16 protein-coding genes and 1 riboswitch are annotated in these 15,287 nt (G+C 39.0%); of the genes, 5 read left to right on the forward strand and 11 right to left on the reverse strand.

The genetic code is table 11. The features are described from left to right. Positions 1–29: 29 nt before the first annotated feature. Positions 30–464, reverse strand: a complete 435-nt coding sequence (locus SporoP8_RS06910) for a DUF6526 family protein (RefSeq protein WP_085131835.1) — start codon at positions 462–464, stop codon at positions 30–32. Positions 465–704: 240 nt separating this feature from the next. On the opposite strand from SporoP8_RS06910, the gene SporoP8_RS06915 reads away from it, so the two are divergent. Then, positions 705–1,976: a dicarboxylate/amino acid:cation symporter gene (locus SporoP8_RS06915; RefSeq protein WP_198166083.1), complete on the forward strand. Its 1,272-nt coding sequence runs from the start codon at positions 705–707 to the stop codon at positions 1,974–1,976. Between the two features lie 56 nt (positions 1,977–2,032). Here the strand turns inward: SporoP8_RS06915 and SporoP8_RS06920 are convergent, their stop codons facing one another. The 3 genes from SporoP8_RS06920 to SporoP8_RS06930 all read right to left on the reverse strand — a co-directional run bounded on the left by SporoP8_RS06920 (position 2,033) and on the right by SporoP8_RS06930 (position 4,013). Next, on the reverse strand, positions 2,033–2,443 hold the full coding sequence (locus SporoP8_RS06920; RefSeq protein ID WP_085131837.1) for a universal stress protein: 411 nt from the start codon (positions 2,441–2,443) through the stop codon (positions 2,033–2,035). Positions 2,444–2,728: 285 nt separating this feature from the next. After that, complete coding sequence (locus SporoP8_RS06925) at positions 2,729–3,280, reverse strand: biotin transporter BioY (RefSeq protein WP_085131838.1); 552 nt, start codon at positions 3,278–3,280, stop codon at positions 2,729–2,731. 172 nt (positions 3,281–3,452) lie between these two features. After that, complete coding sequence (locus tag SporoP8_RS06930; RefSeq protein WP_157111233.1) at positions 3,453–4,013, reverse strand: TetR/AcrR family transcriptional regulator; 561 nt, start codon at positions 4,011–4,013, stop codon at positions 3,453–3,455. Between the two features lie 530 nt (positions 4,014–4,543). On the opposite strand from SporoP8_RS06930, the gene SporoP8_RS06935 reads away from it, so the two are divergent. Further along, positions 4,544–5,797 (forward strand): dicarboxylate/amino acid:cation symporter, encoded by a 1,254-nt coding sequence (locus SporoP8_RS06935; RefSeq protein WP_085131840.1) that lies wholly within the window; start codon positions 4,544–4,546, stop codon positions 5,795–5,797. Between the two features lie 68 nt (positions 5,798–5,865). Here SporoP8_RS06935 and SporoP8_RS06940 read toward each other — a convergent pair whose 3' ends face one another. Further along, positions 5,866–6,969 carry a threonine synthase gene (locus tag SporoP8_RS06940; protein WP_085131841.1) on the reverse strand — a complete coding sequence of 368 codons (1,104 nt, stop codon included), beginning with the start codon at positions 6,967–6,969 and terminating at the stop codon, positions 5,866–5,868. A gap of 92 nt (positions 6,970–7,061) precedes the next feature. Here SporoP8_RS06940 and SporoP8_RS06945 point away from each other — a divergent pair, with 92 nt between their 5' ends. After that, a complete protein-coding gene (locus tag SporoP8_RS06945; protein WP_085131842.1) occupies positions 7,062–7,718 on the forward strand; it encodes a reverse transcriptase-like protein in 657 nt (218 codons plus the stop codon). 161 nt (positions 7,719–7,879) lie between these two features. Here the strand turns inward: SporoP8_RS06945 and SporoP8_RS06950 are convergent, their stop codons facing one another. Continuing rightward, a complete protein-coding gene (locus tag SporoP8_RS06950) occupies positions 7,880–8,494 on the reverse strand; it encodes a GGDEF domain-containing protein (RefSeq protein WP_198166084.1) in 615 nt (204 codons plus the stop codon). 128 nt (positions 8,495–8,622) lie between these two features. Next, positions 8,623–9,189, reverse strand: a complete 567-nt coding sequence (locus SporoP8_RS06955; protein WP_085131844.1) for a DUF4256 domain-containing protein — start codon at positions 9,187–9,189, stop codon at positions 8,623–8,625. 211 nt (positions 9,190–9,400) lie between these two features. Between SporoP8_RS06955 and SporoP8_RS06960 the strand changes: the two genes are divergently transcribed. Next, complete coding sequence (locus SporoP8_RS06960) at positions 9,401–9,838, forward strand: universal stress protein (protein ID WP_085131845.1); 438 nt, start codon at positions 9,401–9,403, stop codon at positions 9,836–9,838. A 56-nt stretch (positions 9,839–9,894) separates the two neighbouring features. Here SporoP8_RS06960 and SporoP8_RS06965 read toward each other — a convergent pair whose 3' ends face one another. Continuing rightward, the gene (locus SporoP8_RS06965) at positions 9,895–10,380 is read right to left on the reverse strand and encodes an STAS domain-containing protein (protein WP_085131846.1); all 486 of its coding nucleotides are present in this window, start codon (positions 10,378–10,380) and stop codon (positions 9,895–9,897) included. Between the two features lie 449 nt (positions 10,381–10,829). On the opposite strand from SporoP8_RS06965, the gene sdaAA reads away from it, so the two are divergent. Beyond that, positions 10,830–12,407 (forward strand): L-serine ammonia-lyase, iron-sulfur-dependent, subunit alpha, encoded by a 1,578-nt coding sequence (gene sdaAA / locus SporoP8_RS16930; protein ID WP_085131847.1) that lies wholly within the window; start codon positions 10,830–10,832, stop codon positions 12,405–12,407. A gap of 89 nt (positions 12,408–12,496) precedes the next feature. Here sdaAA and SporoP8_RS06975 read toward each other — a convergent pair whose 3' ends face one another. The 3 genes from SporoP8_RS06975 to SporoP8_RS06985 are packed head-to-tail and all read right to left on the reverse strand — an operon-like array spanning position 12,497 to position 15,013. Then, complete coding sequence (locus SporoP8_RS06975; protein ID WP_085131848.1) at positions 12,497–13,321, reverse strand: MetQ/NlpA family ABC transporter substrate-binding protein; 825 nt, start codon at positions 13,319–13,321, stop codon at positions 12,497–12,499. Between the two features lie 17 nt (positions 13,322–13,338). Continuing rightward, positions 13,339–14,007: a methionine ABC transporter permease gene (locus tag SporoP8_RS06980; RefSeq protein WP_085131849.1), complete on the reverse strand. Its 669-nt coding sequence runs from the start codon at positions 14,005–14,007 to the stop codon at positions 13,339–13,341. Next, positions 14,000–15,013, reverse strand: a complete 1,014-nt coding sequence (locus SporoP8_RS06985; RefSeq protein WP_085131850.1) for a methionine ABC transporter ATP-binding protein — start codon at positions 15,011–15,013, stop codon at positions 14,000–14,002. Before SporoP8_RS06985 ends, SporoP8_RS06980 begins: the two co-directional genes overlap by 8 nt. A gap of 118 nt (positions 15,014–15,131) precedes the next feature. Beyond that, positions 15,132–15,243: riboswitch (SAM riboswitch) on the reverse strand. Positions 15,244–15,287: the final 44 nt, after the last annotated feature.

Genomic DNA, 15,287 nt, shown 5'->3' on the forward strand with positions numbered 1-15,287 from the left:
TAATTCAGATCCTGTGTTCTCTATTTTCATTACACACGCTGATGATCTGCTCTCCATGACTTTATAGATTTCTTAATTTCATCTGGTGACAGATCTTCCACTACTGCCCGATTCGCAAGCTCCACGTACTCTTCATCTGAAGCAAATCGTAATGCAATCCATTGTGATTTCGTCAATTGTGCAACTAAACGGTTACCCGTCAACATAAAGTAACGAAGCTGTTCCTCTGTGATGATTAATCGATCTTGCAAAGACAACGCATAAATCCGTGCGAGCATCCCTGGAATAATAGCAAGAACGATGACAGCGAATAATAGCAAAATCTGCATTGAAAACCCATGCTTTACAAATTGATAAATTCCATAGATCGCTGTTGTCAAAAGCAATAGAACGCTTAATGGTAACCAAATATAGTGTTGCAAAGGTGTTACCCGTGTATGATTTTCATACGATTGTTCTTTCATCTCGTCCCCCCTTACATACCTATAGGGGTATCTTATATGATTTAATATTAGTTGTATACATAATTGCTCTTTCTTAAGATAGTTGTTTCAATTCATCATAATACCATTTGATCTTATTGAACAAGACTCAATAAAATTAGCGACTACTATACACTCTTGCAATAGTTAGAATTATTAGTATTGACAAAACATATATATTTCATTATATTAAACCTACTATATCAATAAGGATTAAAGGAGTTGTTTTCTATTAAACTTTCAACAAAAATCACAGTCGGTCTCGTGTTGGGTATTATTTTTGGGATTATTCTAAATATCTTTCTCCCGCAAGCAGTACCGCAATTGAATGAATACGTACTTTCTCCAATCGGTAAAATTTTCTTGAGCTTAATCCAGTTCGTAGTAGTACCCATTGTGTTTACATCATTGATTGTAGGTTTCTCTAGTATAGATCACTCTGAAAAAGTTGGACGGTTAACAGGGAAGCTATTGTTCCTTTACATCAGCACTAGCATACTCGCGCTTGTCATTGGTTATATCACGGCTTCAGTATTGAAACCCGGGAATATAGTAGATGGCTTAGGGGAAGTGGCAGCAGGAGAGGCAAAGGAAGGACAAGGTATTCTTGAATGGTTGATTTCGATAGTTCCTACCAATCCATTCGAAGCGTTCGCCACAGGGAATTTGTTGCAGATTATCTTCACGGCAATTATTGTTGTCATCGGAATTCGTATGGCTGGCAGTCAAGCAAAACCATTTCTTTCATTCGTAGAAAGCGTGCACACTATCGTAGAAAAGATTACGATGCTTGTTTTGAAATTGTCTCCAATAGGTGTTTTCGCCTTAATCAGTTCTGTAATTGCCACACAAGGTCTTGATATTGTGCAAAAATTATTTGTTTATATTTTAGGATTAATCTTAGCTTTGACACTGATGGCTATCGCGTACTTTGTTATTCTAAGCTTCCTACATGTGTCCCCAAAGCACTTCTGGAAAAGCTTCCAGCCGACATTCGGTATCGCATTCGGTACGGCTAGCTCTAATGCAGCATTGCCGGTCGCCATGGAAAATAGCAAAAAAGAATTTAAAATGAAAGAGGAGATTGCAGGTTTTGCGATACCTTTAGGAACTGCCTTGAAACGTGACGGTGCTTGCATTTTGCAGACATTCAATGCTTTATTCGTTGCTCAGCTATTTGATATCCAGCTGAGTGGCGCACAAATCCTAGCCATCATTGTCAGTGCACTTGTCGTGTCATTTAGTACAGCAGGTGTGCCAGGTGCAGGTATCATTATGATGTCCACTGTACTTGCCGCAGCCAATTTACCTCTTGCGGGTATTGCGCTTGTCGCTGGAGTGGATCGTTTGACTGATGGCTTCCGTACATTGTTGAACGTATTTGGCAATACAGCCAATGCCGTGATACTAGATAAGTGGGAAGGTAATACTTCAATCACCGATATGAAAACGCAAAGTCCAGAACCAGCATACGCCGACAGTAAAAGACTCTAAAAAAACTGCCGTAACATATCTGTAGGATACGCTACGGCAGTTCTGCTTTATATTGTTTATTTAATTATCGTGACAGAGCTATTCACATGTTTGATGACTTTTTGACTGACACTACCCATAACTAACTTTTTAAGTAATCTTAAACCGCGACTGCTTAGGATGAGATGATCAATTTCATTCGCATTTACGTGTTTAATAATTTGCTGATGCGGATTCCCACGAAGCATTGTAACTTCCGCTACTATTCCACTATCATTTACTAATTTCAGTGCAGATTGCATCTTCTTCTTTTGATACATAGCAAGACTATGAGGACTTTGTTTTAATAATCGCTCATCTTCTTTATTGAAGTCGATCACATGGATCAATTCCAGTTTAGCTTCAGAAAATTGTTTCACTAACATGATTGCATAATCTGTTGCCCGTAATGCATTATTTGAGCCATCTACCGCCACAGCAATCTTCATGGTAATACCTCCTAAAACTGCTTCCCTCATTTTTTCAATGGGGATCTTCTCTTAGTTTCCGCCACCGATATATCATTCCAATCTCAAGTTGTATACCCTCTTCACGGATCATCTAGTCTAGTAATAAGTATCTGTTCTATCATTACAAAATCATTCTACCAATTACTCAACAAAAATCCAACTGCTTTTCTTATCCAATTAATGTGAAGCAATAATGAACTAACATATTAAAAAAACGTTAACTCATATTATATGAATTAACGTTTTACATCATCTGAAATAAAATTAAGCAAGCAATAGTCGGTTAGCAAGCAATCTCCCGCGAACCGTAATACCTGCCCATGCCGCAAGAAATGCCTTGATGAAACCACCGATTAAAAATGGCACGAAGCCAGCCATCACAGCGGCTGTCCAAGAAAGTTCCGCAATAAATTTTAGCCATACTGTACCAAACGCTAAGGCAACGAACATGCCAATGATATTTGCAATAACTGCATTTGGTAGTTTGAAACTTGTGCGCTCCATATAATACCCCGTAATGAATGCCGTTGGGATAAAGCCGATCAGAAATCCACCAGTGGGTCCAAAAATCACACCTAAACCCGAAGACATGCCTGAAAATACCGGTATCCCTACCGCGCCCATCGCTAAATATACTAGTACAGAGATGGTTCCATAACGTGAACCTAAAATAGTCGCTGCTAAACCGACTGCAAGTGTTTGTCCTGTAATCGGAACTAAAGGTAGTGGAATCGTTAGCTGTGCCATAATACCAATAATGGCAGCGAATAATGCGGTTACAATCATCATTTTTAATCTGTTTCTTGAATCCATCATATGTATGATCCCCTTTGAGTAAACCCTATTCTAACTAATGTTGACATTGATTTTATAGTAAACAAATATATGTGTCAATACTTTTTATAGGTTTGTTTACTCAAAGAGCATATAAAAAATAAGATTGCTATTTAGTTAGTCGTTCAATAGAAGTCGATATCAAACATTTTATTTAAGAAATCTCTATTGAATAGTTATTTTTTAATCCGATTAAAAATAAATTTGTAATCTCTTCTGCCAATTCCTCTGGTTTATGTGTTCCTGTCCAAAGTTTGGTGATTGCCAGATATTCAATCGCGCCAACCATTGCAGCAGCGACAACGCCAAAGTTTATATTTGTATGAAAATATCCAAGCTCTGCTTCTTCTTTAAGATTACTTTCTATTTGTGCAGTCATTTGTTCTTTAATGTTAGCCGCTTCTTCCGAAATGACAAAACCAATTCGTGCAACTTCTTCGTGTTGCTGAAAGAGCTCAAAAACAGCACACAACCCATAAGCAATTCGCCCCTTTAGACCTTCTTCTGCTATATCTGCGGGAAGTTTGCTTTGTGCTACATGATGATATAATTTTTCTTTAAACATATCGACTAATTCCTGAAATACGGCTTCTTTATTTTTAAAATATAAGTAGAATGTTGGCTGTGTGACGTTTGCTTCTTTCACGATTTCACTAATCTTCGTTTTATGGAAACCATGAATAGCGAATTGCATTGCAGAAATTTCTAAAAGCAATTGACGACTTTTCTCGCCATCAGCTCCCGCTCGGCGGCCTCTCTTTTTCAGTTGACACACTTCCTATCTTAATATAAGAATTAATTCATAGATAACCTAATTGTACAGCGACTCACATTAAAAACCAAATAATACTTTGAATTTTGAAAGATATCAATTTATTTATACAGTTTGATTTACATAAGATACTGATGAATACCTGCCCCTTTGCCTCTCATGCAACATTACCCGCATAACTTAAGACTCGCGATGATGTAATAATGTCTATACTCCTGATTGTACGTTTTCTATGCAATGTCCTCTTCAGAAACTTAACTTACATCAATTTCTTTCTCCTGCGAATTATTTAGTTATGAATGTATCAACACACCGACCGTACTCACTTTCTTTGTTTCTTTTGAACTATTCAATAACTGGTTAAGTATCTACCTAATTAGGTTGACAATCTACCAAATATGTCGAATAATAGAAAGTAAGCGCTTTCATATGTATGTTGATTATTGAATACCTTATATTAAGGAGGGATATTTATGAAGTTGGCCAGAAATATCATTATTGCACTTATTGCAGGGGTAGTCGTCGGTTTAGTATTAAATATTTTCATGCCTAGTATTTTTACAAAAGCTGATGCATTTCTATTTAAACCACTTGGTACAATTTTCTTGAATCTCATGAAGATGCTAGTTGTCCCTGTGGTATTCATTTCAATTGTTCTTGGAACGGTTGGAATTGGTGATCCGAAGAAATTAGGTAGAATTGGTGGAAAGACCCTTGGATTTTTCTTGATTACAACAGCCATTGCTCTTGTCATCGCGATTTCTCTCGGTCTATTGCTAAAGCCGGGTGTAGGAGGTAACTTTGAAACAGCTAATGCCACATATGAAGCGCAAGAAGCTCCTCCAGTAGCGGAAACACTATTAGGCATTATTCCTACAAATCCGATTAGTGCTATGGCAGAAGGCAATATGCTTCAGATTATCTTCTTTGCAGCATTGGTTGGCTTTGGAATGGCAATGATGGGGAGTAAAGTTGAAAGAGTGAAAGAATTATTCGAGCAAGTTAATGAACTCATTATGTACCTGATCACATTTGTTATGAAATTCGCGCCATACGGAGCATTCGGTTTGATTGCGTCTGCTGTGGGAAGTCAAGGGATTGACGCACTTAAGGTAATGGGTATGTATATGGGGGTCGTTCTCGGGGCTCTTCTAATCCATACGATTGTCGTCTATGGTGGATCGGTCGCATTTATTGGAAAGCGTAGTCCGCTCTGGTTCTTCAAGAACTTCTTTCCCGCTCAGGTTGTCGCGTTCAGTACGGCAAGTTCTGCTGCGACACTACCAATTTCAATGAAAACAGCTCAGGAGAAGTTAAAAGTACCCGAGTCTATCAGTTCATTCACTCAATCGCTTGGAGCTACTATTAATATGGACGGCACCGCGATCATGCAAGGTGCAGCCGTTATATTCATTGCACAAGCTTATGGTATCGAGTTAACTATAGGACAGTTACTTACTGTTGTTTTAACTGCAGTACTGGCTAGTATTGGAACAGCTGCTGTTCCAGGTGCAGGATTAATCATGTTAGCAATGGTTCTGACATCAGTCGGGCTTCCGGTTGAAGGAATTGCGCTAGTACTCGGAGTAGATCGCCTACTTGATATGGTACGCACAGCTGTCAACATTACTGGTGATGCTGCATGTGCTGTTGTCGTTGCGCAAACAGAAGGTGTGTTAGGTGAGCCAGATGTCGAAGAGAGTCAAAGTAATACGGAAACCGCATAATAATCAATGATTCCTGTACGGAAAGTAATCATGTGTACTATACATGGCGGCTTTCCGCGCAGGATTTTTTATGTTGAAGACTTGATGCCTGCTCCGCATAACGGGATTACAATGACTTCATCTTTAGAATTCCCATATTTAGTGTATCCAGCATAATTAATAGCAGAAGTGATTTCTACATAGAACCCTTTGGCCGCAAGCTTTACGCGAGCTTCTAAAATTTCATCCTCAGAAACAGTAATGAACGTACCATCAGTCTCCCTAACAGCTTCTACTATTTGTTTGGACCTGGCTGGTGACGCAATGGCAATACCTTCTGCAAGAGTTCCTTCATTCACGACCGACTTGGCTGTAAGTTCCCCACTTTCAAATGCTTTCGCAAGCGGTGCACATTTCTCAGCTTGAATCGCGATGATCTTCGGCATATAGTCAATTTTCTTTGCTTCAAGCAACTCTTTAAAGCCATAGTAAACACCCAATAACAACGTTCCATTTCCTACTGGTATCAATACTGTATCAGGTACTGTCCCCAATTGTTCATAAACTTCATAAGCATACGTTTTTGTACCTTCGTAAAAATACGGATTGTAGACATGGCTTGCGTAAAATACTTGCTCCTCCTCAACTGCAGATTGAGCTGCAATCGCCACATCTTCCCTTGTTCCACTCACTGTTTTAATATTTGCTCCATGCGCTTGAATTTGCGCCAATTTATTGGGTGATGTATTCACACTTACATAAACATCACAGTCTATTCCTGCTTTGGCACTGTATGCAGCAATGGCTGTTCCCGCATTACCACTGCTATCTACAATCAACTTGTTCACACCCAACTGTTTTGCCAGCGTCACGAGTACTGCTGCACCTCGATCTTTAAAAGAAAGTGTCGGCATCATGAAATCTACTTTGATAAACGTGTTTGATGTGGATTCATCTAATTCAAGTAAAGGTGTTTGACCTTCTCCAAGTGTAATAGAACGCCAACCCGTTAAATACTCACTACCTACCATTGAAGAAACATATCTCCAAATGGATCTTTGGCTCGTCCAATTATCATACTTCTTGTCTGATTCCGACTGTACTAAATCCAGCAGACCACCACATTCACATTTCCACCATGTGGCTTCAATAGGATACGCTTTCTTGCATTCTGAACAGCTATACAAGGTCATATTCATTATCTCCTTTATGTAAATATAATTTACATACTAATGGGTTTTTATCTATTTTTATTGGCTAAACTGAGTATATGGGAGGGATCACTTTGAATGTATTTATTGAATGGCTCTATACATCAAAAAAAGGAACACCAACCGTTTTCAAGTCCGAAGAATTACCTGCAGAGCAAGCACTGCTGATTGCTGAGGACTTAGAGAAAACAGGTCGCACAAAACAAATAAAATTCACAGACCAGTTTGATAGTTCCTGGACTATTAAAGAATTAAAAGGCTATTTGAAGGGCATTGAAACAGAGCCACATAATATCATAGTATACTTCGACGGTGGTTTCGATTGGGATACAAAGTTGGCCGGTCTCGGTTGCGTACTTTATTATGACCAAAATGGTAAATCTTATAGACTACGAAAAAACGCCATTGCTACACACTTATCTTCAAACAACGAAGCAGAATATGCAGCACTTCATCTATGCTTGCAAGAACTTGAAACACTTGGAGCGCACCACTTACCCATTGCGATTAAGGGTGACTCACGGGTCGTAATCAATCATTTAAGCGAAGAATGGCCTGTAATTGAAGAAGAACTATACAGTTGGGCCAATACAGTTGAAAAAAAGATGGAATCTTTAGGGCTCCATCCACGTTATGAACTGATTTCACGCAAGAAAAACAGCGAAGCTGATCGCTTAGCTACGCAAGCTTTGACGGGAGTGGAAATTACGGCAACCATTGAAAGAACATAAGAAGTTTAAGCGTAATTATTAGCTAGCTTATATATCCGAGTAGCATCATTCATCAACTTATTACCGAAGTCCACATTACATTTAATACCTCTCCACCATTTTTTCATTTCAAAAATCCTTGTTCATTCTGTTATGCAGACTGAACAAGGATTAGAAACTAATTATGCTTTTTTCATTTCGTACATGGATGTATCTGCCTTCTGAATCAGCACCTCAAAAGTCTCTCCGTCATCTGGATAAACTGCGATTCCGATCGAAGCACTTACCGCGCTGACCGATTCTACGTCCAAATCAGATAATTTACTTCTTAAACTCCGAACATATTCTGAAATAGTATCCTCTTTTAGATCGAGAATTACATGCACGAATTCGTCGCCACCCCAGCGTACAACATAGTCCTCTTTTTTCGAGTTACTCATAATACATTCAGCGACGCAACGTAATAATTCATCACCTGTTTGATGCCCGAATGTATCATTAATATACTTAAAATTATCAAGATCTATCAAGACTACGCCAATTTTCTTCCTTTGATTCTTATATTGAGAAATCTGTTTCTTAAATACCTTATCAATTGCCCGCCGGTTGTAGGCGTTGGTTAGCGGATCTTTCTCTGCATAAAACTTGGCTACATCGTATTGTCTACCACCTATCCAGGCAACCAGCAAAAAAATCCCTGTTAAAATAAAGAAACTCTTCTCAAAAAGATAACCTAAATAGATATTGTAATAGCCGTAACGCAAAATATTGAACAATATAACAATACATACAGCCACTACTCTACCTCTATATTTCATACTATATCCCCATATCAAACTACTCTTTTCTCTATCTTACCATAGATGAAATACACTAAAAAGAGAATGATTAATCGAATCTACGCAAACTGTATTACTATCTCATTTCACAATCTGAGTAAGCCTCGAAATCCTCTCGCGGCATAATACGACTCTGCTCCATTGTGATACAAAAACACTTGATCATATCGACGATCACAAAAAAGAGCGCCACCACGTTTCCTAATTTCTTCGGGTGTCTGAACCCAGCTCGATGTTTTTCTATCAAATTCTTCAAATTGCTGGAGCCATCTGTATTGTTCTTCTGTCAATAATTCAATACCCATCTCATTCGCCATATCCATTGCGTTGTTTTCTGGCTTGTTCTTCTTTCTAGATTCCAAAGCTTCTCGATCATAACAAACGCTGCGACGACCTACAGGACTCTCTGCTGAACAATCAAAAAAGATGTATTGGTCTGTGGTTTCGTCATAGTCTACCACGTCCGGCTCACCTCCAGTGACTTCCATCTCATGGAGGGACCATAGCTTGTCCATATTCTCTATTAGCTTGTCATGTAATGATGACCAGTCCATATCTGTGTGGCGAACCATATTACTAGCGAAACGTGATTGAAGTGTTTCGAGTATCTTTTCCTGTTGCTCTGTTGATAACTTCTTATTTAGATTTGTCATGTTCTTTACCTCCTAACTTATTCTAACGCCCTTGTTAATACGTGTAGTATGTTCATTTTAAATTTTTATACAACTAGTTGATCCGTTTTTCTGAATGTTATAAAACTTCGCTTATAAGCATGGTATAATAAGAAGTAAATTATTACCATACTAAATTTATTACATCAGACGAATGAAAGGTTATCCTGATTTTTGAGAGGAGATTTGACAGATGAATGAATATATGGATATTCTGGTCGCGGTAGATGGTTCAAGTGAAGCAAAACTGGCTTTTTATAAATCGATAGACATTGTAAAGCTGGAAGAAAATGCGAGATTGCACATCGTCAGCGTCATTGATATGTTTTCGATTGACGAAGATGACACTTCCTATCGAGAACGGGAAGAGCAACACATAAGGGATTTGCTGAATAGCTATAAAACCATTGCTAAAGAAGAAGGTATTGACCATGTGGAAACATACATCACACATGGCGATCCGAAAGTAAATATTTCCAAAGACCTTGCACAAGCAGTAGAAGCTGACTTAATCGTTTGCGGTGCGCAAGGAGTAAAGAACGCTGAGCATTTTTTTCTAGGCTCTGTCTCTGAGGCAATTGTTTTGACTGCATCATGTGACGTATTGGTCGTTCGACGTAGTGTAAAGTAATAAATGAATGCCTGTATAACAGTAGACTAAAAATCCGCTGTTGCACAGGCATTAGTTTATTTTTTATAAACAATTTCCATGCCTTTTTGATCTAATAAGTATCGAAGACCTTCACGGAAATTCGTAAATGCACGGATTTGATTAAAGTTCGATACATTGGATAGAATTAAATTTTGAGCAAATGCCGGTGAAAAACCTACAAAAATAGTTTCTGTGCCCATCAATTGTAATACGCTGACTAATTCATTGATTTTTTCACTCAATAGCTCATATCCCATATTTTCTTCCACTGCCAAGGTGCTGATATCGGTGAAATCAAAGACTACTGTCACGATGTTGTTAGCAGGTATTCTTTGCACAATTTTTTCCTGGATATGCATAAAACGTCCTACTGAAAGAGCACCAGTTAGCGGAACTAAAATCGTTTCCGGTACGATAGAAGGAATAATTGGCGCTGATAAATCTTCTATGATTTTCTCATACTTTATAATTTGTTCTTTGAGTTCTGTAATCCCTTGTACTGAATTTGTCTCTTCATTCATATAAAAATCCCCCTACATTGCAAATCGTATTATATATTTACTTACTTCTATTTTCATTGATTCATCATACCATAAGATGATTGTATTGGGCTTATCCAGTTCGTTGCAAATCATTGAAACTATTCATTTAACACTATAGAATAAATTAGTACACGTTCATGAGAAAAAGGTTAATTATATGGCTTATCGGCCGAATACTAAGGAAACTAAAGAAATCATTCAACAACTTATTTCATTATTTGCTAACAGATCTTCAAAGTTGCTAAAAAACATACGTGGTACTGGATATTAGGTACTTCGGTATCTTTTCGATTAATTGACATTTCACGTAAAATAACAAATAATTAGAGGTAAGCGCTTTCAATAGATGCAATGTTTTATATTAAATACAATGAGAACGGTTCTTGAATCTTTATATCTGAACAGTTCTCTTTAAGGAGCAAACACATATGGCATTCACGAGTTTAAACCAACTGATCGAGCATGCGGAACAGGATCATACGCCGATTTACGAGTTGATGATTCAATCGGAAATCAAGCAAAAAAGCATGCAGAGAGAAACTATCATCAAGAAAATGTCAGAACAATTTACGGTGATGGAAGAAGCAGTGCGCAAAGGGACGACTACTTCTGTTATGTCACGCACAGGACTAACTGGCGGCGACGGACAGCGCTTATATAGCTATGCCGAAAAAGGGAACTCTTTCGTTCATCCTTCTACCCTTCACACCGCTGCGAATGCACTGGCGGTCTCAGAAGTAAACGCGAATATGGGACGAATTGTCGCAACCCCCACTGCAGGATCAGCAGGGATTTTGCCTGCTGTTCTTGTACATGCGCTCGATAGCGGCAAGTACACACGCGATCAAATCGTCTTATCCATGTTCACGGCTTCTGCGCTAGGGTTAGTCATCGCGAATCGTGCGTCCATTTCAGGGGCTGCGGGAGGATGCCAAGCAGAAGTCGGCTCTGCTACTGCAATGGCGGCAGGAACATTAGTGGAACTTGCTGGCGGCACACCTGACCAAGTCGGTCACGCAATAGGTATTGCGCTGAAGAACTCATTGGGACTCGTTTGTGATCCTGTGGCAGGTCTTGTAGAAATCCCTTGTATCATTCGAAATGGACTACATGCTATCACAGCTGAAGCTGCTGCAGATATGGCAATGGCAGGGGTGGTGAGCATCATTCCTCCAGACGAAGTGATCCATGTCATGCACGAAGTAGGACAGAATATGCCAGAGTCACTGCGCGAAACTGGAATCGGTGGACTTGCTGGTACACCTACTGGTCAAAGACTGAAAACCCAAGTATTCGGGAAAGAAAAAGAGCAAAAAGAAAAAAGCAACGGTGCTCCTGCTAAATATCAAAGTGCCTATGAAATCATTGGCCCTGTCATGATTGGTCCATCTAGCTCACACACTGCTGGAGCTGTTCGAATTGGAAACGTTGCGTTTCAGCTATTGAACGAGCAACCAATTCATGCGAAGTTTTCACTAATGGGTTCCTTTGCGACTACTTATCAAGGACACGGTACCGATTTGGCGCTTCTGGCTGGTGTCATGGGGTACAATACGACAGATGAAAGAATTCCGCATGCGAAAGAACTTGCGATAGAGACAGGATTAGAATACGAGTTCACGAAACGTGTGCTCGGTAGCTATCATCCAAACACCGTGCTTGTCGAGTTAACAGGACCGACCAACAAAATAAAAGTCCTCGCCAGTTCGCTTGGAGGAGGTAAAATCGAAGTACAAGAACTTGACGATTATCCGTTAAAATTCTCAGGTGAACGTCCGGCACTATTGATTCGCCACACCGATAAAAAAGGTGTTATTGCAGACCTTTTAGGCATTCTCTCAAGAAGAGGAATCAATATTGCTCGTATGGCAAATGAACGTTTTGCTATTGACGGGCCCGCTATTACAATATGTGAAATCGATAGCACTGTAGATGAAGAAATGCTCACGGAATTAAAACGTGATGTGCCAATTATTGATGATATTGTATTGGTGGAAACAGAGTAAAAAGCACAGGAAAATACCAGACCTGAAGACACTTTCTATCGTCTTCAAGTCTGGTTTATTTTTTTACCTTAATACTTTACATACAACTATTACTTTTCCATCCAAGCTGGTTTACCGAAACCTTTAAATTCAGATTCAATCACTTCTAAAAACTGCTCGGATTCTACTACTTCAATAATATCTTTCGCAAATTGCTTATCTACGTTTTCTGTTTTCACTGCCACAACATTTCGGAACTGATCAGGCATATCTTCTAAAGCCAGAGCGTCTAACAAATCCATATTTGCTGCAATTGCAAAGTTTCCAGGTACTGCAGCCAAATCAGCTCCCTCTACTGAACGAGGCAATTGCCCCGCCTCAACCGGCTGAATCACCAAGTTTTTTGGGTTTTCCGTGATGTCTTTTTCAGATGCCGTCAATTGGTCAATTTCATCATCCATTTTCACTAACCCTGCATCTTCCAATACGTATAACGTTCTCGCTGCGTTAACTGGATCATTTGGAATAGTGATGGTTGATCCATCTTCAATTTCCTCAAGAGATTTATATTTATTTGAATAGATACCTAATGGCGCGGTTGGTACTATAATTAATTCAGAGAGTTCCATATTATTTTCTTTCTCGAAGTTTTCCAAATACGTAATGTTTTGGAACAGGTTCGCATCTATATCCCCACTGTCCAACGAAATATTTGGCTGAATATAGTCACTGAATTCAGTGATTTTAACGGTATATCCTTTTTCCTCAAGTGCAGGTTGGATCGCTTTTTTTAACATATCACTATAAGGACCTGCTGTTGCACCAAAGTGAATATTTTTATCGTCATCCGATTTTTCAGTAGACTTTTCTTCTCCACAAGCCGCTAAAGCCGCAACCAACGCAGTAAGAATGAATGCAAATACCAGTTTCTTCATAGTTCATCTCTCCCCTATTATCTTTTATCTATCATTTTTGAAAAACGATCCCCACCAAATTGAATCAACTGCACTAGCACTATTAAAATGGCGACGGTGACGAGCATAATACTGTCATCATATCGGTAATAACCAAAACGAATTGCCAAATCTCCAATTCCGCCTCCGCCAACAAATCCAGCCATTGCTGAATAAGCAACTAAGTTGATTAATGTCAGTGTAAGTCCTTGGATAATACTCGACTTCGATTCAGGTAATAACACATTCCAGATAATCATCCATGGCGAAGCACCCGTTGAGATTGCCGCCTCTATCACCCCTTTGTCAATTTCACGCATGGATGTTTCAACGATCCGTGCAAAGAAAGGGATGGCTGCTACAGAAAGCGATACACTAGCTGCTGCAGGTCCAATTGTGTTTCCAACAATTAGTTTCGTCAAAGGAATAAGTGCCACAAGTAATATGATGAATGGAATGGAGCGAATAATATTGACTAAAAATCCAACAACCGAATTAATTGCACGGTTCTCTAAAAATAGTCCTTTATCTGTAGTAAATAACAAAACGCCAAGCGGCAATCCAATAATCAGCGCAATCGTAAGTGAGATGCCGATCATATAAAGAGTTTCACCAAATGCTTTTGTAATATCCGGCATGAGTTCCATGATGTGAGATAGATCAAACATGTTGTCGGATCACCTCCACTTGTGCATTTTGTTCTAGTATGTATGCAATCGCTTGCTTTACTTCTTCACTCTCGCCTTGCAATTCCATCAAGAAAATCCCTAGTGCTCGTTCTTGAATATATTCGATCGACCCATGCAAGAAGTTTCCTTTCACTCTATATTTCTGCATAGTATCGGAAATCACGCCCTCCATCGCTACTTCACCTTTAAACGTGATTTTTATTAGTGTACCGACCAAATTGGACATGACGGTTTCGGGTATGTCGTAAGACACTACACTGCTAATAAACTCCTTCGTCAAAGGTTGAACTGGGTTAGAAAAGATATCATATACTTGCCCTTCTTCGATCACTTTTCCGTCTTGCATAATCGCCATGCGATCACAAATTTCTTTTACAACATTCATCTCGTGAGTAATTAAAACAATGGTGATATTCAATTCTTTATTAATCTTTTTCAACAATCGTAAAATAGACATCGTCGTGTTGGGATCCAGCGCGGATGTTGCTTCATCACAAAGCAAAACGGATGGATTATTTGCTAGGGCTCTCGCAATACCGACGCGTTGCTTCTGTCCCCCGCTCAACTGTGCAGGATATACGTTGCGTTTTTCAGACAGACCAACCATTTCAAGAAGCTCCATTACACGAATCTCTATTTTATCTGACGGCATTTTCGCTGCTTGTAAAGCAAATGCGACATTTTCAAAAATCGTCTTTTGACTAATTAAATAAAAATGCTGGAATATCATTCCGATCTTCAACCGTGCCTGGCGAAGTTGTACCCCTGATAATTTCGTTAAATTTACATCATCAATTAAAACAGTGCCACTCGTTGGTTTTTCCAACAAATTCAAACAGCGTATAAGAGAACTTTTTCCCGCACCTGAATAACCTACAATACCAAATATCTCTCCAGTCGCGATGTCTAGTGATACATCATCTACACCTTTTACCACTTTATCTTTTGTCTGATATACCTTAGACAAATGTTGAATTTGGATCATGTTCTCACTTCTTTCTATATTCTAGTAAAAACAATCATAAACAGCTGGAATTAAAATTTCTTTCTAAATAAAAAACTTCTTTCATTTTTCTAAATGAAAGAAGTACTGAAATATTCTCAGCTTATCTCTCAGATGGAAAACCATGCTGTAGGATTTGGCACCTTCCTCGTTTCGTTCAAGGGGTTGCTGGACTTCATCGGGCCTTTTCCCTCAGTCACTCTTGATAAGAGATTGCTATTTAATTATATGCGTAAAATATATACTAATCTGAATT

This window comes from Sporosarcina ureae, assembly GCF_002101375.1.
Taxonomy (GTDB): Bacteria; Bacillota; Bacilli; order Bacillales_A; family Planococcaceae; genus Sporosarcina; species Sporosarcina ureae_B.